Origin of the sequence: Tenacibaculum sp. TC6 (genome assembly GCF_050606265.1) — a bacterium.
Lineage (GTDB): Bacteria > Bacteroidota > Bacteroidia > Flavobacteriales > Flavobacteriaceae > Polaribacter.
This window is the reverse complement of record NZ_JBOCUK010000045.1, coordinates 1-20,048: the sequence shown is the minus strand read 5'-3', so window position 1 is coordinate 20,048 and position 20,048 is coordinate 1. Positions and strand designations below refer to the sequence as shown.

The 20,048-nt window shown below is 30.8% G+C and carries 22 protein-coding genes; 12 read left to right on the top strand and 10 right to left on the bottom strand.

The annotated features are described in order from the left end of the window. A partial coding sequence (locus ACQY1Q_RS16105) for a hypothetical protein (RefSeq protein WP_431006360.1) occupies positions 1 to 699 on the bottom strand: 699 nt, incomplete at its 3' end. A gap of 746 nt (positions 700 to 1,445) precedes the next feature. On the opposite strand from ACQY1Q_RS16105, the gene ACQY1Q_RS16100 reads away from it, so the two are divergent. After that, positions 1,446 to 1,802 (top strand): helix-turn-helix domain-containing protein, encoded by a 357-nt coding sequence (locus ACQY1Q_RS16100; RefSeq protein ID WP_431006359.1) that lies wholly within the window; start codon positions 1,446 to 1,448, stop codon positions 1,800 to 1,802. Between the two features lie 3 nt (positions 1,803 to 1,805). Here the strand turns inward: ACQY1Q_RS16100 and ACQY1Q_RS16095 are convergent, their stop codons facing one another. From ACQY1Q_RS16095 to ACQY1Q_RS16085, 3 genes are read right to left on the bottom strand one after another with little or no spacing between them, the layout of a single operon-like run. Further along, a complete protein-coding gene (locus tag ACQY1Q_RS16095; protein WP_431006358.1) occupies positions 1,806 to 2,102 on the bottom strand; it encodes a hypothetical protein in 297 nt (98 codons plus the stop codon). A gap of 9 nt (positions 2,103 to 2,111) precedes the next feature. Further along, the gene (locus ACQY1Q_RS16090) at positions 2,112 to 2,618 is read right to left on the bottom strand and encodes a hypothetical protein (protein WP_431006357.1); all 507 of its coding nucleotides are present in this window, start codon (positions 2,616 to 2,618) and stop codon (positions 2,112 to 2,114) included. Next, positions 2,569 to 2,724 (bottom strand): hypothetical protein, encoded by a 156-nt coding sequence (locus tag ACQY1Q_RS16085; RefSeq protein WP_431006356.1) that lies wholly within the window; start codon positions 2,722 to 2,724, stop codon positions 2,569 to 2,571. The genes ACQY1Q_RS16090 and ACQY1Q_RS16085 overlap by 50 nt, the downstream gene beginning before the upstream one ends. Before the next feature lie 360 nt (positions 2,725 to 3,084). On the opposite strand from ACQY1Q_RS16085, the gene ACQY1Q_RS16080 reads away from it, so the two are divergent. After that, the gene (locus tag ACQY1Q_RS16080; protein WP_431006355.1) at positions 3,085 to 3,804 is read left to right on the top strand and encodes a hypothetical protein; all 720 of its coding nucleotides are present in this window, start codon (positions 3,085 to 3,087) and stop codon (positions 3,802 to 3,804) included. A gap of 477 nt (positions 3,805 to 4,281) precedes the next feature. Here ACQY1Q_RS16080 and ACQY1Q_RS16075 read toward each other — a convergent pair whose 3' ends face one another. The 5 genes from ACQY1Q_RS16075 to ACQY1Q_RS16055 all read right to left on the bottom strand — a co-directional run bounded on the left by ACQY1Q_RS16075 (position 4,282) and on the right by ACQY1Q_RS16055 (position 11,909). Beyond that, the gene (locus ACQY1Q_RS16075) at positions 4,282 to 4,998 is read right to left on the bottom strand and encodes a YebC/PmpR family DNA-binding transcriptional regulator (protein WP_431006354.1); all 717 of its coding nucleotides are present in this window, start codon (positions 4,996 to 4,998) and stop codon (positions 4,282 to 4,284) included. Between the two features lie 151 nt (positions 4,999 to 5,149). Next, positions 5,150 to 6,157: a hypothetical protein gene (locus tag ACQY1Q_RS16070; protein WP_431006353.1), complete on the bottom strand. Its 1,008-nt coding sequence runs from the start codon at positions 6,155 to 6,157 to the stop codon at positions 5,150 to 5,152. A gap of 528 nt (positions 6,158 to 6,685) precedes the next feature. Further along, complete coding sequence (locus ACQY1Q_RS16065; protein WP_431006352.1) at positions 6,686 to 8,683, bottom strand: DUF3352 domain-containing protein; 1,998 nt, start codon at positions 8,681 to 8,683, stop codon at positions 6,686 to 6,688. Positions 8,684 to 8,716: 33 nt separating this feature from the next. Next, on the bottom strand, positions 8,717 to 10,345 hold the full coding sequence (locus ACQY1Q_RS16060; RefSeq protein ID WP_431006351.1) for an acyl-CoA carboxylase subunit beta: 1,629 nt from the start codon (positions 10,343 to 10,345) through the stop codon (positions 8,717 to 8,719). A gap of 82 nt (positions 10,346 to 10,427) precedes the next feature. Continuing rightward, complete coding sequence (locus ACQY1Q_RS16055; RefSeq protein ID WP_431006350.1) at positions 10,428 to 11,909, bottom strand: helix-turn-helix domain-containing protein; 1,482 nt, start codon at positions 11,907 to 11,909, stop codon at positions 10,428 to 10,430. 126 nt (positions 11,910 to 12,035) lie between these two features. Between ACQY1Q_RS16055 and aceB the strand changes: the two genes are divergently transcribed. Continuing rightward, a complete protein-coding gene (aceB, locus tag ACQY1Q_RS16050) occupies positions 12,036 to 13,631 on the top strand; it encodes a malate synthase A (RefSeq protein WP_431006349.1) in 1,596 nt (531 codons plus the stop codon). An 81-nt stretch (positions 13,632 to 13,712) separates the two neighbouring features. Then, complete coding sequence (locus ACQY1Q_RS16045) at positions 13,713 to 15,344, top strand: isocitrate lyase (RefSeq protein ID WP_431006348.1); 1,632 nt, start codon at positions 13,713 to 13,715, stop codon at positions 15,342 to 15,344. Between the two features lie 108 nt (positions 15,345 to 15,452). Here ACQY1Q_RS16045 and ACQY1Q_RS16040 read toward each other — a convergent pair whose 3' ends face one another. Further along, positions 15,453 to 15,926 carry a GNAT family N-acetyltransferase gene (locus tag ACQY1Q_RS16040; protein WP_431006347.1) on the bottom strand — a complete coding sequence of 158 codons (474 nt, stop codon included), beginning with the start codon at positions 15,924 to 15,926 and terminating at the stop codon, positions 15,453 to 15,455. A gap of 218 nt (positions 15,927 to 16,144) precedes the next feature. Between ACQY1Q_RS16040 and ACQY1Q_RS16035 the strand changes: the two genes are divergently transcribed. The 8 genes from ACQY1Q_RS16035 to ACQY1Q_RS16000 all read left to right on the top strand — a co-directional run bounded on the left by ACQY1Q_RS16035 (position 16,145) and on the right by ACQY1Q_RS16000 (position 19,929). Then, on the top strand, positions 16,145 to 16,501 hold the full coding sequence (locus tag ACQY1Q_RS16035; RefSeq protein WP_431006346.1) for a DoxX family protein: 357 nt from the start codon (positions 16,145 to 16,147) through the stop codon (positions 16,499 to 16,501). Further along, on the top strand, positions 16,494 to 16,901 hold the full coding sequence (locus tag ACQY1Q_RS16030; RefSeq protein WP_431006345.1) for an OsmC family protein: 408 nt from the start codon (positions 16,494 to 16,496) through the stop codon (positions 16,899 to 16,901). The genes ACQY1Q_RS16035 and ACQY1Q_RS16030 overlap by 8 nt, the downstream gene beginning before the upstream one ends. Positions 16,902 to 16,913: 12 nt before the next feature. After that, positions 16,914 to 17,444: an NADPH-dependent FMN reductase gene (locus tag ACQY1Q_RS16025; protein ID WP_431006344.1), complete on the top strand. Its 531-nt coding sequence runs from the start codon at positions 16,914 to 16,916 to the stop codon at positions 17,442 to 17,444. A 40-nt stretch (positions 17,445 to 17,484) separates the two neighbouring features. Continuing rightward, positions 17,485 to 17,910, top strand: a complete 426-nt coding sequence (locus ACQY1Q_RS16020; protein WP_431006343.1) for a (4Fe-4S)-binding protein — start codon at positions 17,485 to 17,487, stop codon at positions 17,908 to 17,910. A gap of 2 nt (positions 17,911 to 17,912) precedes the next feature. After that, positions 17,913 to 18,194, top strand: coding sequence for a GNAT family N-acetyltransferase (locus ACQY1Q_RS16015; RefSeq protein WP_431006342.1), 282 nt, complete (start codon positions 17,913 to 17,915; stop codon positions 18,192 to 18,194). Between the two features lie 81 nt (positions 18,195 to 18,275). After that, positions 18,276 to 18,524: a glutaredoxin family protein gene (locus ACQY1Q_RS16010; RefSeq protein ID WP_431006341.1), complete on the top strand. Its 249-nt coding sequence runs from the start codon at positions 18,276 to 18,278 to the stop codon at positions 18,522 to 18,524. 12 nt (positions 18,525 to 18,536) lie between these two features. Further along, a complete protein-coding gene (locus ACQY1Q_RS16005; RefSeq protein WP_431006340.1) occupies positions 18,537 to 18,974 on the top strand; it encodes a MarR family winged helix-turn-helix transcriptional regulator in 438 nt (145 codons plus the stop codon). 88 nt (positions 18,975 to 19,062) lie between these two features. Beyond that, positions 19,063 to 19,929, top strand: coding sequence for a pirin family protein (locus tag ACQY1Q_RS16000; protein WP_431006339.1), 867 nt, complete (start codon positions 19,063 to 19,065; stop codon positions 19,927 to 19,929). The last annotated feature ends 119 nt before the right edge of the window (positions 19,930 to 20,048 follow it).

The window sequence follows — 20,048 nt, the reverse complement described above, 5'->3', positions numbered from 1 at the left end:
ACAACTATAATTAACTGTTTTTACAGTAGTAACGCAAAGAAAAGATTTAATTTTAACAGGGGTAAAAGAAGTGTTTATTTTAATTAAATTACCACTGGGTGAAAAATAATTGGCAACAGTACCGTCTGGGTCACTTAAAGAAAAAGAAGATTGAGTATCATCAATAGTAACCTCACTACAAGGGGTTTCACCCCCTCTTTTTAAAGTGCCATCCATCTTACTTAAAAACTCACCTACGGTATAGGTTTGTATCGTCCATGTATTATTAACTACTTTATGTAAGGTAGTTTTTTTATACGGCGTAGTGTATTTTTTTACATAAGGGGTGCTTAAAGTGTCGTCATTCTTTTTCTCTATAACCCAATTATAAAACTCATAATCACTGGTATTTTTTAAAGGTAAAAGTATACTGTAGGTTTTGCTGCCCTGTAAGTCAGTCAATTCCATGGCAGGCGTTTTGGTGTATAAAGCAGAATTAAGTTGTGCTTTTACCGAGGCGTGAGTTAAAATAGGTTCAAAAACATGTAAAATTTCGGGTAGTTTTTCTTTTTTTCTATAAGCATAGGTAGAGGTAGATTCTGTAGTAACAGCCTTAGCAGGAGGTGTAACTATTTGTTCTTCATGTTTACAACTGTTTAATGTACATAGCAAGGTTACTAAAATAACCGATAGGTTAAAAAGCTTCTTTAAATTTTTCATAATTTTAAATTTAATTAATAATTTTTTTGTTAAAAGTATGGGGTTAAAAAATAAAAGCAGTAAGTCAACGACTTACTTTTAGTAAGGTTTTTACATACTTTTGGTACGAGTACAGTATATAGGTAATGTTTGTATAATTACGTTTTACGGGTGATAACCAAAGTAAATTCCGTACCTCCAATTCATAATTCACAATCCATCATTCATAATTCATAATTCATAATTCTGTAAATTAACCAACACAAAGGCGCGTCCTAACCGTAAACACGCCTAAGGTTGGTAGGTCAAGGGAAAATTAAGGTTAGTTAAGTTTTACAAACCCCTTCTTAATTTATAAAACACTAACCTTGGGGTAAAATACACAATGCCCCCGCATCATGGTATTTCAAAAAATCACTCACATACATCTGCTAACAAATCCGTTGGTACAAGTATATTTTTCATATAAAACTAATTTACATTAGTACAGTACCTTATTTTGAAAATAGATAATTCATCATTCGTAATTAAAAATTGTATTAGTAGTATTAATTTTAGGTGTTTTAGTTCATTTACTTTTTGTTGTTAATAAGTTAGTTTATGGCAATATTTTTCACCGCAGTACGTAATAAGTACTGTTGCTAATCGTATTGATTTAACTATATTTGTTTTAGATGAGACAAATATAATCACAATATTGTGATTACACAAATAAAAAATCAAAATATTGTGATTTTTATTAATTAATAATAGTTATAAAGTGTTACATGACTGGAGAGGAATTAAAACAGAATAGGAAAAAACTAAATTTATCTCAAGAAGAACTGGGTAAAAAGCTTGGTTTAAGTAAAAACACCATTTATAATTATGAAAATGGAGGCGTAATTCCTAAATCAAAACTTCCGGTACTTATTAATTTTTTTAAGCAAAATACACTTACTGTTTCAGATACTCAAGGCCAACTTTCAGAAAAAGATGCCTTAAAAGTTATAGAAACCATTTATTTACATGAAGAGGAGTTAATGAAGTATGAAAACTTTGCCATATGGGTAGCTTCAAAAAGAGCAGAAGAAAAAAATGAAACACTTAAAAAGTTACTAAAAAATAAACTTGAAGGGCATTAAAAATTATATTAACTGATAACCAAAGTTTTTTACTTTTTTGAATTGTTCTTCATCTAAACTTAAAAACTCCATAATATCATTACTATTTTCATTTAAAAAATTCATTTTATCTAAAAGATCCGCCTTCTTTTCCTTTATCTTTAAAAGTTTATCTAGTTCATCCTTATAAACAGTAAATTCTGAAACTAATTTGTCATTTGTATTAATTAAAGTATGAAGCTCTTTTAATGCAGTTATATTATCAATACTTTTATTTTTTAATTGATATTTTAAATTGATAAGTTTTTGTAATTTGTTCATAACAACGGTTTAATTTATTTCAGATAAAATTTCTTTTTTTAATAGTTCTATGGTTTCATTAGCTTCTTTTTGAAAGCGTAACATTTCTAATTCCTGCTTTTTCTTTATTGAATTAATCTTGAAAATTAAAAATGCCAATAACAAATACCCAATACACGCACCTATTGCGTAGGCTTGTAAATAAATATTATCAAAAGTTACATTAGGTTGAAAAATCCAATACATTTGAACTGAATATATATATACTGGAATAGTATATGAAGTTTTGTAAGGATTAAATAGAGAGGCTATAAGTATTAAAATAGGGGATAAACTTTGACATAAAACCCATAAAAATGTTTCAGTATCAGGAAAGCCAAAGTTGTTGTCTAATTGGAAGTTAGCTACCTTATCAGTAAATAAAATTAAACCAGATAAGGCAACTAATATACTTCCAGTAGTTCTTATACTAACTTTTAATTCTTTTTTAGTTTCCTCCTTGTTCCCCAGGACGAACGATTTTAGTTTTATCGACATTATAAACTGTTCTATTTTTTTCAATATCATCAAGTGAATTATCTGTACAACTACTTAATAAACCTATAGTAAACACCACACCTAAAATTATAACTACTTTTTTCATTATTTACGTTATTTTTAAATTAATACTAGCGTAAATATAAGTAGTTAAAACACAATTAAAGCGGGGAGGGTTGTTTTTGGTAATTAAGCTGTTACAGTAATTTTACCTGCCAAACTTACTGGCTTTTTTTAAAAAATACAATACCTGTTATCCCTAGTTTTTAACTCAGGGTTTACCCTTATAAAACGGCTGTTTTTTTATGGGTTTCCGTAAAACAACCAAAAACCAAAAACTAACAACCACCAACTAATAACTAGCAACCAAACATAAGTTAAAAATGTGTTAATGGGTTGTTTGTGTGGTGGTTAAAAAATAAAAACTACTACATTTAAGCATTGTTAAATTTTAAAAATGAAAAAGATGAGCAAAACCTATGAAACAGGGCACTCAAAAAATGTTGCCAACCTACAAAAATTAATAGAGCAAGTAACAGTTTACACGTCCTACAATCCGCCCATTGAAAACTTAAAAATTGAAAATCTAAACACGCTTTACAACAACGCCTTAGCCATTGTAAACGAAACAGAAGAAAAAAGAAGCACCAACAAAATTGCTATTCACAACAGAAAACAAGCCTTTGACAATCTTAAAAGCCTAACAACAAAAATTGTAAATCACTTAGATATACTCAATTTAGAAGAAGGGCAATTTGAGCAAGCCAAAGCTATAAACAGGCTCATTCAAGGAGCAACAAAAAAAGCAAAAACACCAACAGAAAACCCGGAGACAGAAACTAAAACAGTATCAACATCACGTCAGTCATTTACACAGTTGGCAGACAATTTTTCAAAACTATTACAAATCATAACAAGCGTAACAGGATATACGCCTAATGAAGATGAGTTAAAGTTAGAAAACTTAAACACCTACCATGCAACACTGGTAAGTACAACACAAATGGTAAATCAAACAGAAGCATTGTTAAATACCAAACTTATAGAAAGAGATACCATTTTGTATGCAAACAATACAGGGTTGTATGATACTGTCCAAAATGTAAAAAAATATGTAAAAAGTATATACGGAGCAACGGCACCTGAGTACAAAAACATATCAAAAATAAGCTTTAAAGGCAGATAAAACTAAATAATCATTTCATGTTAATTTTAATCCGAAGAACTTTAGTAATAAATCTTCGGATTTTTTTTATAACCCTATAAAGAATCTAAAAACTTCTCATGAATAACAAAAGCCAACTACTAATAACTCAAAACAATCAATGTCATTTATAAAACTCCTGTTGTCAATCTAAAAACAAGTGTTGGTGTTTATAAAACTCCCGTTGGCATTTTAAAAACAATCAATGGTATTTATAAAATTCACGTTGGCAATTTAAAAATAATTGTTGGCATTTGTAAAACTATCATTGGTAACTTCAAAACAACCAATGGCATTTATAAAGTAATCGTTGGCAACTTTAAAGTAATCAATGGTATTTATAAAACTACCGTCGGCAACTTAAAAACAAGAAGAGTAGATAATAATGTGCATTAAAAGCAAAAAACCTTTCTATTACAGAAAGGCTTTTTTAAATGTGTTTGTATTATTGCTAATGATTTACATTTCCATACTATGGTAAACGTTGTTTACATCATCATCCTCTTCTAACTTTTCTAATAACTTTTCAACGTCTTCCTGTTGTTCAGTAGTTAATTTTGTAGTAGTGGTAGGTATTCTTTCAAATTCAGAAGAAAGAATTTCAATATTGTTTTCTTCTAAATGTTTTTGAATGGCACCAAACTGTTCAAAAGGAGCATAAATTAAAATACCATCTTCATCTTTAAAAACCTCTTCTACATCAAACTCAATCATTTCTAACTCAAATTCTTCTAAATCTACTTGTAAAGAGCTTTCGTTAATTCTAAAGTTTACCGTATGATCAAACATAAAAGCAACAGAACCGGAAGTACCTAAGTTTCCGTTACACTTATTAAAAGCAGCTCTTACATTGGCTACTGTTCTGTTATTATTATTGGTAGCAGTTTCTACTAAAACGGCAACTCCATGCGCAGCATAGCCTTCAAAAAGAACTTCTTTATAGTTTTCTGTATTTTTGTCTGAAGCTTTTTTAATAGCACGCTCAATATTGTCTTTAGGCATATTGGCTGCTTTGGCATTTTGAACTACAACACGTAAACGAGAGTTTGTTTCTGGGTTAGGGCCACCTTCTTTTACAGCCATTACAATTTCTTTACCAATACGAGTAAAGGTCTTTGCCATTGCAGCCCAACGTTTCATTTTTCTAGCTTTCCTAAATTCGAATGCTCTTCCCATTTCTAATAAAATTTTAAAGTAGACAAATGTAAAAAATACAAATGATTTATAAAATCTTACACCACAAATAAAAAACCTTCAAAGAATCTCTTTGAAGGTTTAAAAGATAATTTTTAATAATCTTTGTTTAAAAATGATCTTTTGTTAGTCGTTAAAAAGTAGTTGCGTTAGACACTTTTTTTAATACTACAGATGTTTCAGAATCTAAAACTTTATTAAAATCTCTTATAACAAAATGTTTCGTATTACTATCATAATAAAAACTTGAAGCAACCTTACTAGAGCTATGATCTCCTCCGTTTACTACTTTAGATAAAAGTTCTCTTGCATCACAGTAATCTCTCTCTAAATAAAAAGCATTTAATCTAACAAGAGCAGAAATGTTATTACTATTTACAGTAGCACTAAATGTGTTAAAAATAAAAAATGGTTGAGAGCAAAAACTAGGAACCAATTGTAACTTTCCATTAGAACCAACTGTTATAGTTGCTTTTTCTCCTACTATTTTTGCTGCTGGTCTGTTAGGTTCACTGGTTGGGAAAACATTTGTGAATTCCCAAGTACCTACTAATAATTCATTTAGATTATAATTATTAGTATCCACTATTTTTTTAAGAATTAATCTTTTATTATCAGGAGTATCTAAAATTAAATGTGGTCCATAGCTTCCATTATAAAAGTAATATTTATTAGTTTCTTCTAATGTAGTAACTAGAGCAGTAGTATTTTGGGTAGGACATAAAATTCTAGTTAAAAAAAGATTTGGAAATCCAATACCGTTATTTTCTCCAAAAGAAAGTGGGGTGGTAGTATTAGGTATAAGACTGCATGCTTTTGTGTTTTCAGTGAAAAAAATGTTATCACCAACTCTTGCAAATGATAAAATTATATCATCAGTTTCTAATTCAGAGTTGTCAATTTTTGTTCCACTATTTCCATAAACAAGTTGCCATGAACCTAATACGTTATTATTTGATTCAGATGCTCTTTGATTATTTTCTCCGGATGTGTTATTAAATTCATTTTTTTTAAGTAAATTTTCATAAAACGAAGAGGTTTCATTTTTAGATTCGGGGGCTTGTAATGTATCCTCATTGTTATTACAAGATGACACTAATAAAATTAGTGATAAAGACAATAATTTAAAAATTGTTTTCATTTTTTTTAATTTTTATAAGTTTATACTTCTAAGTACCAAGACGTATTTTATGTACGCACCCCTAATTAAAAATGATTTTTTTAAATAAAATTTATTGTGGTTTTTAATTGTTTGATTATGAGTGTCATGTGTGTTTGTTGGTTGGTTGTTTTTTTTAAGCCATAAAAAGAGACTTTGTAGTCTTTTGTAATTTTTTTGGAATTTAAGAAAGCATTCTCATGTCATCGTTAAACTTATAATACGGTTTACGAATAATTTTTTCGTGTACTGCTAGTTGCCATTTTCGTTATAGATATCACTTACTTACAACAACTTCAAATTCTAGCTCTTTTGCCATTTTTGATCGTAATAAGGTTTTTAGTATAATCATGGCGAGGAGGGAAGGACGAAGCAATCTTTCTTTAACTACCGCCATCTCGAATAAATGTGAGCTATTTCAAGGTTTTGAGTTACTATTATTCATGAGATTACGTCACTCCACTACATTCCATTCGTAATGAAAAACATAAATCGTATAAAACTCTTAAATTAAAATCGCTTTTTAAACAAAAGTGCTTCGTCTTTTTCACTATAAGCTTTCCAGGTACCGGTTTGAACTCCTTTTTTAAAAGTTCCGGTTAATTTTAAATGTCCGTTCGGGTAATATTCTTTATAATCCCCATGCTTCAATCCGTCTTTTAATTCTACAGAAAAATGAATAGTACCATCACTGTACTTTTTAACAAACTCTGAAGCACTTAAGTCGTTCGGGTAAATTTCCGGTAGATTAAAAATAGTATCTTCTGTTACAATTTCAGTAGTGTCTTTTTTTTGTGAAAGTTCCTGTAAAAGCTGCTCCTTCAAGTTAGCATCTTCTGCTAACTGTTTGTGTAAAGCAACAGGATTTTCATAGTTGACCGTTAAATAGTTTTCAAAATAATTTCCTTTAGAAATCAATTGCAATCCTATTTGTGAAAAAGAAATAATATAATCTTTGTTTTTATAGATTTGTTGCTGTGTTTTAGTATCGGCAAAACTTAGTAAATCATCATAAATATATGGCGTATTTATATAAGCAAAAACGCTGGATTCCTCATCAAACTGATTGTTAAATTCTAAAAATTTTTCACTGGAAGCAAGAGTATAACCTATAAGCTGAGTATTGATAATTTCTTTTAATGTATTTGGACTGTTACTAAAAATAACATAATCATCAATAATGGTAAAATATGGTTTTTCCATTTTAGCAAATAAATTACCTGCTAACATTTTAAAAAAGCCTTTTAAATCCAAAAAATTAATCTCGTACCCTTTGTAACTGATTTGTTTAAACTTTAAAGGCGTTTCCTCTTTAATTTTACTTAGAATAAAGTTTAGGTTTTCTTTAGCTTTTTCTAAATCTTTAGTTTTAAAAACAACAGCAACATCTTTTTGTTTTCTTGAAATAGCATCGTTAATATGTAAGAGCGCTATTTCGTCACCAATCCAGCTAAAAACATGATCTTTAAGGTTAATATCTAACATGTTTTCTATGTCAGAGACCTGATCGGTATATGCTTTAAAGCCTTCTTCATTTTCTTCTTTAATCGCCTCAAAGTTTTCATAAAAAGTATCAAAGCTGTCAAAAGCAAAACTTAGGTATAAAGCCGTATTTTTAGGGGCAATTTTAGCAATAGTTCTTTTATTTTTTCCTGATTTTTGAAGAGCTCTTAAATAGCTTTCAGAAGTTAAATCAAAATTAGTAAAACCCTCTGCCTGAATAATAGTACTTTCTTTTAATCCGATATTAAAACCGGAGTATAACCAAGAGGTTTCTATCGTTTTTAATACATCAGAGTTAACTTGGTTTGAAAAACAGGAAAGATACTTGTTGAAATATTTATATTGAATAAACAATTTAAAAAAGCCATCTTCAGGTGTTTCTTTGTTAATTTCAATAAAATTAACATCTCTTCCTATTATCGGATTGTTGTATTGATCTATTGATTTTTCTACTAAAATATGTGTATAAGAAGCTATAAGTTGGTTTTTGATGAAAGAAATGTATAAGGTTTCTCTTTCTTTTTTATCATAAAGCTCAATTATTTCATGATTCTTATATTGCCTTTTAGTTACTTTAAAAGTGTCACCGGCTAATTTTGCTATAGAGCTTTGTAAAAAATTAAGCTTAGATAACTTTTGTAAATCTACCGTATAAAACAAACCATAACTTTTAGGTTTGTATACATGAACAGAAATTAAAAGATCTCGTTCACCAATAAACTGAACAAGCTTTTTTTGCTCTCTGAAAGTCTTATCAAGATTATTTAAATTCTCAGTAACCTCGCTAAAATATTCATTTTTCTGTAAGTGTTTCCAAATATTACTATTGCTTATTTCATCCCAAGTATCAATAGGTCTTTCAGTATCAACAATGAAAACAGCATCATCCGGAATTAAATAAATAGGATTAATATTATCTTCACTTGCCGTAGTAAAAATATATATTTGGTAAGCTATAAACGATATAAGTAAAATAACGATACCTACTATAAGCTTCTTTTTCATTCTTAATAGTCTTTTTACTATTGTTATATTGAATTAAACTTGAATCACACCTAAGTTAAAAGGTTTTTCTATAGGAGCGTGGTTAGCAGCTTCAATTCCCATAGAAATCCATTTCCTTGTATCTAACGGATCAATAATAGCATCTGTCCATAACCTTGCAGCAGCATAGTATGGAGAAATTTGTTTGTCGTATCTGGATTTAATTTTATCAAAAAGCGCGGTTTCTTTTTCAGGAGTTATTTCTTCTCCTTTCTTTTTAAGAGCGGCTGTTTCAATTTGTAATAATACTTTGGCAGCTGAAGCACCACTCATAACGGCTAATTCAGCGCTAGGCCATGCCGCAATTAATCTAGGATCATAAGCCTTACCGCACATGGCATAATTACCGGCACCATAAGAATTACCAACTACAATAGTAAATTTAGGAACAACAGAATTACTAACAGCATTTACCATTTTAGCTCCGTCTTTAATAATACCACTATGTTCAGATTTACTACCGACCATAAAACCGGTTACGTCTTGTAAAAAAACAAGCGGAATCTTTTTTTGATTGCAATTAGCAATAAAGCGAGTGGCTTTATCGGCAGAATCGTTATAGATTACCCCGCCAAACTGCATTTCACCTTTCTTGGTTTTTACCAAAGTACGTTGATTGGCAATAATACCAACAGCCCAACCATCTATGCGAGCATATCCGGTAATAATTGTTTTACCATAACCCTCCTTATATTCTTCAAACTCTGAGTTATCTACCAAACGTTTAATAATTTCTAACATGTCATATTGCTCATGACGTGCCTTTGGAAGAATCCCATAAATATCTTCTTCTTTTTCTTTAGGAGGAAACGATTCTTTTCTGTTATATCCCGCCTTGTCGTAATCTCCAATTTTATCTACAATATTTTTTATGGTGTCTAAAGCATCTTTATCATCTTTAGCCTTATAATCTGTTACCCCGGAAATTTCACAATGTGTAGTAGCTCCACCTAAAGTTTCATTATCAATAGTTTCACCAATAGCAGCCTTAACTAAGTAACTACCGGCTAAAAATATACTTCCGGTTTTATCAACAATTAAAGCCTCGTCACTCATAATAGGCAAGTAAGCACCTCCGGCAACACAGCTTCCCATAACGGCAGCAATTTGAGTAATTCCCATACTACTCATAACAGCATTATTTCTAAAAATACGTCCAAAGTGCTCTTTATCCGGAAAAATTTCATCTTGCATAGGAAGATACACTCCTGCAGAATCTACTAAATAAATAATAGGTAATCTGTTTTCAATAGCTATTTCCTGAGCTCTTAAGTTTTTCTTTCCGGTAATAGGAAACCAAGCACCGGCTTTTACGGTAGCATCATTGGCTACAACTATACATTGTTTTCCTTTTATGTAACCAATTTTAACCACAACACCACCAGAAGGACATCCGCCATGTTCAGGGTACATATCTTCACCAGCAAAAGCACCAATTTCAATAGATGGTTTGTTTTTATCTAATAAATATTCAATACGTTCTCGGGCAGTCATTTTTCCGCTTTCATGAAGCTTATCTATGCGTTTTTGTCCGCCGCCAAGTTTAACTTTGGTTAATCTTCTGCGTAAATCAGATGCTAAAAGTTTGTTGTGATCTTCGTTTTTATTAAAGGTAAGGTCCATAAATAGTATATCGTTGTTTGTAAGCGAGTGCTAAAATAAGAAATTAGTCTATAAAGTTCAATTCAACATTCACTGGTTTATGTTAAGAATAAGTGTTTAGTATGTTTGTTACGGTTGTGTCAATATCTTCGTACTGTTTTTGCCTTTCTAATCTCCACGGATTTACAACCCGTTCTTTACAATTTTGAATAGAACATGTTTCGCAGGTTATACCAACTTCTTTAGTACTTATAGAAGCGTCAGTAATAAACTTTAATCTCTTTTTTAAATGAGGCGACATTAATAACCCAATAGAGATACTTCTGTTCATTTCTTTTTTAAAAGGATCAGGTGTAGCAGAAGAGATTACTAAATATTGATTATCTGTATTTTCATAAGATGAAATTTGCACACCTAACGATGTATTTTCGGTATTTTTCTCTAACTCTTTAATAGAATTAATTGAAACCCAACGCCTGCAGTAATGCTCATTATTTCTATTGGCATGCGGCGTTTGCTGTTGGGTAATATGCAGTTCTTTTGTTAACTTGAACTTAGGAGAGTCTATTTTATGTGTAAAACGTAAGAAAAATAAATTCTTAATATGAAAAAATTTAGGAAGTATGTTGGTTAATCGTTGGTAAAATGTTTCTGCAGAACAGTTGTAATTACTTATAACTTGATTAAATTTTTCCGCTTGCCAAGTTTCTAGTTCAAAAAAAGCATCTAAATGAGTCACTAATGTTTGCTTAGGAATAATAAGGGCGCCAGCAAAATAAGAGGCTATAAAATTGTTTAAAACCTGATCAAAATCATCAAATTTCACCCATGGAAATGTGTATAGTCTGTTTTCAATAGCTAAAAAATTATAAGCAAGTTCTTTTGCATAAATAAACGTTTTTTGCGCCTCAGAAATATCATTACTTATCAATAATGTTTTTTTAGCGGGAATATAAATATTCCTAAGCTCAGTTAAATTAGCATGTTTATTTAACTCTTTATTATCTATAGTATAGCCAAATTCTTCTATTAAAATTTCTTCTAAATCAGTAGAATTAATCATAGAATGCAAGTTGATGTGATATGCTTTGGCAAATGCTTCAACATGCTCTTCAATATCATCAAAATAATTGTTATGTGCCTCTTGGTAAGAACGTAATGAAGCTAAGAAAAAACTTTCACGAGTAAGATTATAATTTTGTGAAATTTTAATAATAGTACTAATAAAAGCGTTAACCTTTGCCGGAGCGTTAGCAATAATATCTATCAAGTTTTGTTCCTGAATACCAAAAAGATCTAAAGGAATCTCTTTCAAAATTTTTGATTTTAAAATTTCACCAATAGGTGCCAAATTTTTATCAAGTTTAAGCGAAACTAAATGATCATAAGGCACTTCTAAGTACTCAGAAAGTAACGCTATTTTATCTGTCTTAGGATACTTTTTCCCTTTTTCAATTTCATTTAAATACGATTTTGAAAGTCCAGTAAGCTTTGCTAAACCAAAAAGTGAAAGCTTTTTTTCAGTTCGGATTTGCTTCAGTTTTAATCCAAAAATCAATCGAATATACTCGTCTTCTATATGCATAAACCAAAGATAGGAAATATTAGCGAATAAAATAATTTTAAAAATTTTGTAAAAATAGCGAACGTTCGCTTGTGGAGTTCAAAAATATTTTATATCATTGTTGTGTCAATTTAAAAAATGATAATCATGAATACAGAATCAATTACAAGAGAAGTAGAGTTAATAGGTTTTAATGCAGATAGATATTCGGAAATATTAACGGATGAAGCATTGCGTTTTTTAGTCGAATTACATACTAAATTTAATGACAAAAGATTATCATTATTAGAAGATAGAAAGATTTATCAAGCCTATTTTGATGTCGGAAATTATCCAAATTTTCCTAATGAAACTAAAGAAATAAGAGATGCTGATTGGGTATGCAAACCTTTACCGGAGGATTTGTTAGATAGGAGAGTGGAAATAACCGGACCGGTTGATAGAAAAATGATTATTAATGCTTTAAACTCCGGAGCAAAAACGTTTATGGCTGATTTTGAAGATAGTAATTCACCAACGATTCAAAATATTTTAAACGGGCAATTAAATTTAAAAGATGCGGTTACAAAAACAATATCATTTTTTGATGGACGTAAAAATAAAGAGTACACATTACAAGATAAAACAGCCGTATTAATTGTACGCCCAAGAGGGTTACATCTTAATGAAAAACACATAAAAGTTAACGGTGTTGAAATGAGTGGAGCATTGGTTGATTTTGGATTGTATTTTTTTCATAATATTCATAATTTATTAGAGCAACAATCGGCAACTTATTTCTATTTACCTAAACTAGAGCATTATTTAGAAGCTCGTTGGTGGAATGATGTTTTTGTTTTTGCTCAAGATTATTTAACAATTCCACAAAACACCATAAAAGCAACTGTGCTTATTGAAACGATAACGACGAGTTTTCAACTGGATGAAATACTGTATGAATTAAGAAATCATATGGCTGGTTTGAATTGCGGACGTTGGGACTATATTTTTTCGTACATAAAAAAGTTCAGAAAACATAGAAACTTTGTGGTTCCTAACAGAAGTCAGGTTACTATGCAAACTCCTTTTATGAAAGCCTATTCGTTACGAGTAATACAACAATGTCATAAAAGAGGAGTACATGCTATGGGAGGAATGGCGGCGCAAATTCCTGTAAAAAATAATGAAGAAGCTAACGCGTTGGCCTATGCAAAGGTTAAAAATGACAAAGAACAAGAAGTAAAAAATGGACATGATGGTACTTGGGTTGCGCATCCGGGGCTTGTTGGGGTGGCAATGGAAGTGTTTAATACTCATATGCCAAAAGCCAATCAAATAGATAAAAAACTTGAAGATGTAGTGATTACGGAAAGTGATTTAGTGGAATTACCTAAAGGAACCATTACAGAACAGGGGATTAGAGATAATATAAATGTAGGAATTCTTTATATAGAAAGTTGGTTATCCGGTAATGGAGCAGCAGCTTTATATAATCTCATGGAGGATGCTGCTACAGCGGAAATTTCCAGAACTCAAGTATGGCAATGGTTGCATAAGAATATAAAACTTGAAGATGAAAGAGTGTTTACCGTTGAATTATATGAAGAGTTTAAAAACGATGAAATTCATAACATAAAAAAACTAATAGGAGAGCAAAAGTTTGAAGAAGGACGTTTTGATGAAGCAATTGAATTATTTGACTCACTAGTATTATCAAACAACTTTGTCGAGTTTTTAACATTACCGGCTTATCAATATTTATAAAAAGAAAAGCCCTTAAATGCTGCCACATTTTCAGGGCTAAATTATCAAATTAAATTAATAACTTATAATTACCACAAAATTATGAAAAATATAGCAAAAACTAGTTATGATTCTGCTCTAGAAACAGTAAGAAGCCTTAAAGAAAAATACGGAAGTACATGGGAAGCTATAACTACTCAAAATGCAGCCAGAATGGTTGCTCAAAACCGATTTAAAACAGGGTTAGATATCGCAAAATATACAGCCGATATTATGAGAAAAGATATGCAGGCATATGATGAAAATCCGGCTAATTATACACAATCTTTAGGATGTTGGCATGGTTTTGTGGCGCAACAAAAAATGATAGCTGTAAAAAAGCATTATAAAACTACCGATAAAAAATATTTATACCTATCCGGTTGGATGATTGCAGCATTACGTTCTGAATTTGGACCGTTACCAGATCAATCAATGCATGAAAAAATTGCTGTACCGGTACTTATTGAAGAAATTTATAATTTTTTACGTCAGGCTGATGCTGTTGAATTGAATGATTTGTTTAGAAGACTTGAAAATGGAGAAGATGTTCAAGAGCAAATAGATAATTTTGAAACGCATATTGTTCCTATTATTGCAGATATAGATGCAGGATTTGGTAATGAAGAAGCAACCTATTTACTAGCCAAGAAGATGATACAGGCCGGAGCATGCGCTATTCAAATTGAAAATCAGGTATCAGATGCTAAACAATGTGGACATCAAGACGGAAAAGTAACAGTACCTCATGAAGATTTTATAGCTAAGATAAACGCTATACGATATGCATTTTTAGAACTAGGAGTTGATAATGGTATTATTGTAGCCAGAACAGATTCTGAAGGAGCAGGACTTACTCAAAAATTACCGGTAAGTATAGAGCCGGGAGATTTAGCGTCAAAATATTTAGATTTTGTTGAGTGTGAAGAGGTAACTATGGAGGAAGTAAAAAATAATGAAGTATTATTAAAAAGATCAGGAAAATTAGTTCGTCCGGTTAGGTTAGCCAACGGTTTATATAAGTTTAAAGAAGGATCTAATATTGATAGAGTGGTGTTAGATTGTATTACGAGCTTACAAAATGGTGCTGATTTACTTTGGATTGAAACGCCTACGCCACATGTAGGACAAATAGCTCATATGGTAAACAGAGTAAGAGAGGTAGTGCCTAATGCTAAATTGGTATATAATAATTCTCCGTCTTTTAACTGGACATTGAATTTTAGAAATCAAGTGTATGAAGAGATGCTTCATGAGGGAGAAAATATGACGGGATATGATAGAAATAATTTAATGGATGCTCAATATGATGGTACAGAATTATGTTTTAGAGCAGATGAAAAAATAAAAACTTTTCAACAGGATGCCGCTCGTGAAGCAGGAGTATTTCATCATCTTATAACATTACCAACGTACCATACTACTGCACTTCATATGAATGATTTAACGGAAGGGTATTTTGGAGAAGAGGGAATGTTAGCTTATGTAAAAGGGGTACAAAGGCAAGAAATTAGAAAAGGAGTTTCATGTGTAAAACACCAACGAATGGCAGGATCAGATTTAGGAGATGATCATAAAACATTTTTTGCCGGAGATAAAGCATTAAAAGCCGGAGGAGTTAAAAATACTTCGGGTCAATTTGAAACTAAAGATAGCAGTAAACAACTCGAATCAAAGGAAGCTGTAGTTGCTTAATTTTTTATTGAGAATATAATTTTAAATAAAACATATATCATTTATTGTAAGTAATAAATTTTATATTATTTTGAAGTCAAACTCCATCATTAATTAATGATGGAGTTTTTATAAATGAAGTTCCATTTTTATATTGCAACGTTCGTAAGGGCAATTTTCTTCAACAGGAATTTCAACAAAACCATATTTTTTATAAATATAAATAGCATTTTCTAATACTGTATTAGAATATAAAATAAGTTTTTCTAGGTTATTACTTTTAGCAAAATCTATACAATGTTGCATTAATTTTTGTCCTATTTTATAACCTCTGTGTTTTGGAGAAACCGCCATCTTAGTCAGCTCGTATATCCCGTCTTTGGGCATCAAGGCCACAGTGCCAACAATTTCATTATTAAGTTTAGCAAAGAAAATATGTCCTCCTTTTTGTATGATGTATTTTTCAGGATTGCTTAATACTTCCTCATCAAAAGGTTCAACATAGAAAAATGTTTTTAACCATTCAATATTAAGCTCATAAAAATGAGTAGCATACTCTTCTTTGTATGAAACAAAATGTATGGGATTTGTAAAGTTGTTCATCTTATAATGTATTTTGAATACTTGATTTTTATATGTTATAATTCATTAAATTAGAGGGTTAAGGATAATGTGCTCTTGTAGTTCTCTAAATATTTGTGTAAACTTATTTAAAATAATTGTATTCTAATAAAGTTTTTAAAAATAATTCGCCTAGATAATATATTCCATGGTAAATATTTTTTTGTATCTTTGTATAGAAATTAAAACAACATTTAGTAATGAAAAAAAATAAAATTATTTTCTATACATCAACAGGACTGTTAACACTGTTAATGTTAATGTCAGCCGGAATGTACTTTTTCAATCATGATGTGATTGCCGGAATGTTTAAAAATTTTGGATATCCCACATATATTATTTATCCGTACGGAGTTGCAAAAATTCTTGGTTTAGTTGCATTATGGTTCTTTAGAGGAAAGTTTTTGAATGAATGGGCGTATGCAGGCTTTTTCTTTGCCTTTATTTTAGCATTTTTTGCACATGTAATGATTGGTGATGGTGAGCAGTTAGGAGCTGTATTGGCAATGGTATTATTAATTATTTCGTATATTTTTAGTAAAAAAATAAATGGCTAAACAAGTAACATCAGAAGTAAAGCTAACTAATAAAAAATATGTAGCTGAAGCAAAAATGCGTAACCATTTTGCCGTTATTGATGAGCCTTTAGATGTGGGAGGAGGAGATAGTGCTCCAACTCCTGTTGAGTATCTGTTAACAGCTATTGGAGGTTGTGTATCTATCACATTAAGAATGTATGCAGAGCGTAAAGGGTGGGATTTAGGTGAAATTAAGGTGAAAGTTCATCAAAAAGAAGAGTTAACTTCAGAAGGAATTAAGAAAACATTGGTAGAAGAAATATCTTTTGAAAAGTCAATAACTAAAGAACAAAAAGAAAAGCTATTGGAAATTGCCGGAAAATGTCCTGTAGCCAAAATGGTAAAAGGAGAAACACCTATCCTAAGTTCAATACAATAAAAGTAGTATATAATGAAAAAAATAGCAGCTTTTGCTGGTAGTACTAGTAGTACTTCAATTAATAAACAATTAGCCTCATATGCGGCTCAAAATTTAGAAAACACAGCTTTTGACGTACTTGATTTGAACGATTATAAAGTTCCGATTTTTAGTGAAGATAAAGAACGTGAAAATGAATATCCGGAAGGAGCTTCACTTTTTAATGAAACGCTTGATAAATACGATGGTTTTATAGTGTCGTTAGCAGAGCATAACGGTTCCTATGCGGCAGCATTTAAAAATTTATTTGATTGGGCTTCTAGAAAAAATAGAGAAGTGTTTAGAAACAAACCGGTTTTGGTAATGGCAACTTCTCCAGGAGGAAGAGGAGGTGCAAGCGTTTTAGCAGCAGCACTGGGAACTTTTCCACACATGGGAGCTAATGTAGTAGCGGATTATTCACTACCCAAATTTTATGAAAACTTTAAAGACTCAAAAATCTCTGAAAACGATAAAGAAATTGAACTTAAAAAAGCTGTAACTATGTTAGAAAAAGCACTGTAAAATTTAAAACTATTAATTAACTAACAAAACCCAATAAATTATGTCTGACAATAAAGAAATTACCAAAGAGTACGCAAATGATGACATGACTGTCTTTTGGAAACCTAATGCATGTATTCATTCTAAAAAATGCTGGAAAGGTTTGTTACAAGTTTTTAATCCTCAAAACAGACCATGGGTAAACATGGAAGGAGCTACAACAAACCGAATTAAAAAGCAAATAGATGAATGCCCATCCGGAGCATTATCCTATAAAATGAAAAATGAACCAGAAAATGCTTCTAAAGAAATTGAGGTAAAATGTATGCAAAATGGACCGCTAATGGTAATGGGAGATGTACATATAACTAATTCAGACGGAACAATAGAAAAAAGAGCTAAAGTAACTGCTTTTTGTAGATGTGGGGCTTCTTCTAATAAACCGTTTTGTGATGGTAAACATAATGACGTAAACTTTGTAGGGTAATTATGACAGTACAACACGAAGAAAACGGGAACAAAGGTGTGTTTTATATTGAAGTTGAAGGGAAGCGAGAGGCACATATGACATACACTAAAGCTGGTAATGACAAGATTATAATAGATCATACCGAAGTTGGCGATCGTCTTAGAGGTAAAGGAGTAGGTTATAAATTAATTGAGGCATCAGTAGATTTTTTAAGAAGCAATAAGCTTAAGGTGATTCCCTTATGCCCCTTTGCAAAAGCTGTTTTTGATAAAACTCGCGAATATTCTGATGTATTAACTTAATATATACGATAGAAATATATTCCTTGGAGATTAATTAAAGGTTTATTAATTTTGCATAAAAATAAGAAAGGAGGAAAATCAATGAAAATTACCCTTTATGGTAAAAAAGGTCATGCATACAGTGTAGCGTATAGAAACTTTTTAAAATCTACTGAAATACCTTTTGTATATAAAGATGTTTTAGAAGATGCAGAAGCCAATAAACATACAAAAGAACTGTATGACGGAGCAATAGAATACCCAACATTATTTATAGATGATGAAGTGTATTTAACTCCAACTTCTGAGACTTTTAATAAGGTAATGAAAGATTTAAATCTAAGAGGATAAATAAATATATACATGGGGGATATTTCAAAAGATATAAACTCAAATTTTCCAAATAGTAAAGTGAAAGCTTTTATTAATATAAAATATACAGCAAATTGGATAACCAGTAAGGAAAATGAATTTTTTAGGCCTTTTGGTATATCTCCGCAACAGTATAATATTCTTAGAATTTTACGAGGAGCTAAAGAGGCTATTAAAGTTCAAGTTATAAAAGACAGAATGATTGAGCGTGCTCCTAATGCTACACGTTTAATGGATAAGTTATGTGATAAAAAACTGATTGATAGAACACGTTGTGAGCATGATAGAAGAGTGGTGTATATTATGATAACCAATCAAGGATTAGAATTGTTAAAAACTATAGATAACAATTTGTATTTTGACTTTATGGATAATCTTTCTGAAGGAGAAGCAGAACAACTCAGTCAATTATTAGATAAAATCAGGTAATTTATTATTGTTATATGTATATAGCATGTGAATATAAAGAACCGAGATTTTTGAATAAATATTTTCCTTGGAAAATAAAATATAAAAAATGAAACAAAAAAGTATAAAAGATAAAGTAAGTAGCCCACTAGTAAATATGGGGCCTATTAGATTAAGACAACCGTTGCCTACAGAAGGAATTACGATGGTTGATCCGTTTTTATTATTACATCATTACGGACCCTATGCCATAAGTGTATTTAATAACCCTTTTGATTTAGGGCCTCATCCACATAGAGGATTTGAACCTATAACGTTATTATTTAAAGGAGAACAATTGCATAGAGATTCTTTGGGAAATGAAATGTTAGTAAAAGCCGGAGATGTACAATGGACTACAGCAGGAAGAGGTATTATTCATGCAGAAGGCCCTTCAAAGGAGTTTGTAGAAAAAGGAGGAGAGCTAGAAGGTATTCAGCTTTGGTTAAATCTACCGGCAGCAAAAAAAATGATACCGGCCAATTATCAACATATTAAAAGTGAAGAAATACCGGTTATAGAAAATGAGGATAAAACATTCAAACTTAAAATAGTTGCCGGAAGTCAAGGTGTTAAAAAAGGACTTATAACGACACAAACACCGGTTAATGTATTTACAGGGTACGCTAATGAAAAAGGAGAAATAACAGTTGATATACCAACAACTCATGAATCTCTAATTTACTTATTAGATGGAGAGGTATTGGTAAATGATGAAGTAACCTTAAAAAAGGGAGCTATACAAATGCTTACATTTCATCAAGATGGAGAATTGATAAGTATAAAAGCAGTAAAGGAAAGTACCTTGTTAATAGTATCTGGTGAACCTATTAAAGAAAAAGTGGCCTCATGGGGACCATATGTAATGAATACTCAAACAGAAATTATGGAAGCATTACGAGATTATCAAAAAGGTAAAATGGGATATTTGTATTAAACTAAAAAACCTCGCTTTAAGCGAGGTTTTTTATTATATATCTTGTCCCGTCCTGAAATAGCGTTACACTAAAAATTAAGTGTCATGAAAAACAAACATGTAAAACGTACTCAAAAAGA

What these genes read in the sequence shown, in the direction of transcription:
- ACQY1Q_RS16085 (WP_431006356.1), bottom strand. Translation starts at nt 2,724, where the DNA reads ATGAAAAAAGTAGTTATAATTTTAGGTGTGGTGTTTACTATAGGTTTA.
- ACQY1Q_RS16040 (WP_431006347.1), bottom strand. Translation starts at nt 15,926, where the DNA reads ATGAACAACTTTACAAATCCCATACATTTTGTTTCATACAAAGAAGAG.
- ACQY1Q_RS16035 (WP_431006346.1), top strand. Translation starts at nt 16,145, where the DNA reads ATGAAAAAAAATAAAATTATTTTCTATACATCAACAGGACTGTTAACA.
- ACQY1Q_RS16090 (WP_431006357.1), bottom strand. Translation starts at nt 2,618, where the DNA reads ATGTCGATAAAACTAAAATCGTTCGTCCTGGGGAACAAGGAGGAAACT.
- ACQY1Q_RS16060 (WP_431006351.1), bottom strand. Translation starts at nt 10,345, where the DNA reads ATGGACCTTACCTTTAATAAAAACGAAGATCACAACAAACTTTTAGCA.
- ACQY1Q_RS16065 (WP_431006352.1), bottom strand. Translation starts at nt 8,683, where the DNA reads ATGAAAAAGAAGCTTATAGTAGGTATCGTTATTTTACTTATATCGTTT.
- ACQY1Q_RS16025 (WP_431006344.1), top strand. Translation starts at nt 16,914, where the DNA reads ATGAAAAAAATAGCAGCTTTTGCTGGTAGTACTAGTAGTACTTCAATT.
- ACQY1Q_RS16080 (WP_431006355.1), top strand. Translation starts at nt 3,085, where the DNA reads ATGAGCAAAACCTATGAAACAGGGCACTCAAAAAATGTTGCCAACCTA.
- ACQY1Q_RS16075 (WP_431006354.1), bottom strand. Translation starts at nt 4,998, where the DNA reads ATGGGAAGAGCATTCGAATTTAGGAAAGCTAGAAAAATGAAACGTTGG.
- ACQY1Q_RS16070 (WP_431006353.1), bottom strand. Translation starts at nt 6,157, where the DNA reads ATGAAAACAATTTTTAAATTATTGTCTTTATCACTAATTTTATTAGTG.
- ACQY1Q_RS16045 (WP_431006348.1), top strand. Translation starts at nt 13,713, where the DNA reads ATGAAAAATATAGCAAAAACTAGTTATGATTCTGCTCTAGAAACAGTA.
- ACQY1Q_RS16005 (WP_431006340.1), top strand. Translation starts at nt 18,537, where the DNA reads ATGGGGGATATTTCAAAAGATATAAACTCAAATTTTCCAAATAGTAAA.
- ACQY1Q_RS16030 (WP_431006345.1), top strand. Translation starts at nt 16,494, where the DNA reads ATGGCTAAACAAGTAACATCAGAAGTAAAGCTAACTAATAAAAAATAT.
- ACQY1Q_RS16095 (WP_431006358.1), bottom strand. Translation starts at nt 2,102, where the DNA reads ATGAACAAATTACAAAAACTTATCAATTTAAAATATCAATTAAAAAAT.
- ACQY1Q_RS16100 (WP_431006359.1), top strand. Translation starts at nt 1,446, where the DNA reads ATGACTGGAGAGGAATTAAAACAGAATAGGAAAAAACTAAATTTATCT.
- ACQY1Q_RS16055 (WP_431006350.1), bottom strand. Translation starts at nt 11,909, where the DNA reads ATGCATATAGAAGACGAGTATATTCGATTGATTTTTGGATTAAAACTG.
- ACQY1Q_RS16020 (WP_431006343.1), top strand. Translation starts at nt 17,485, where the DNA reads ATGTCTGACAATAAAGAAATTACCAAAGAGTACGCAAATGATGACATG.
- ACQY1Q_RS16000 (WP_431006339.1), top strand. Translation starts at nt 19,063, where the DNA reads ATGAAACAAAAAAGTATAAAAGATAAAGTAAGTAGCCCACTAGTAAAT.
- ACQY1Q_RS16015 (WP_431006342.1), top strand. Translation starts at nt 17,913, where the DNA reads ATGACAGTACAACACGAAGAAAACGGGAACAAAGGTGTGTTTTATATT.
- aceB (WP_431006349.1), top strand. Translation starts at nt 12,036, where the DNA reads ATGAATACAGAATCAATTACAAGAGAAGTAGAGTTAATAGGTTTTAAT.
- ACQY1Q_RS16010 (WP_431006341.1), top strand. Translation starts at nt 18,276, where the DNA reads ATGAAAATTACCCTTTATGGTAAAAAAGGTCATGCATACAGTGTAGCG.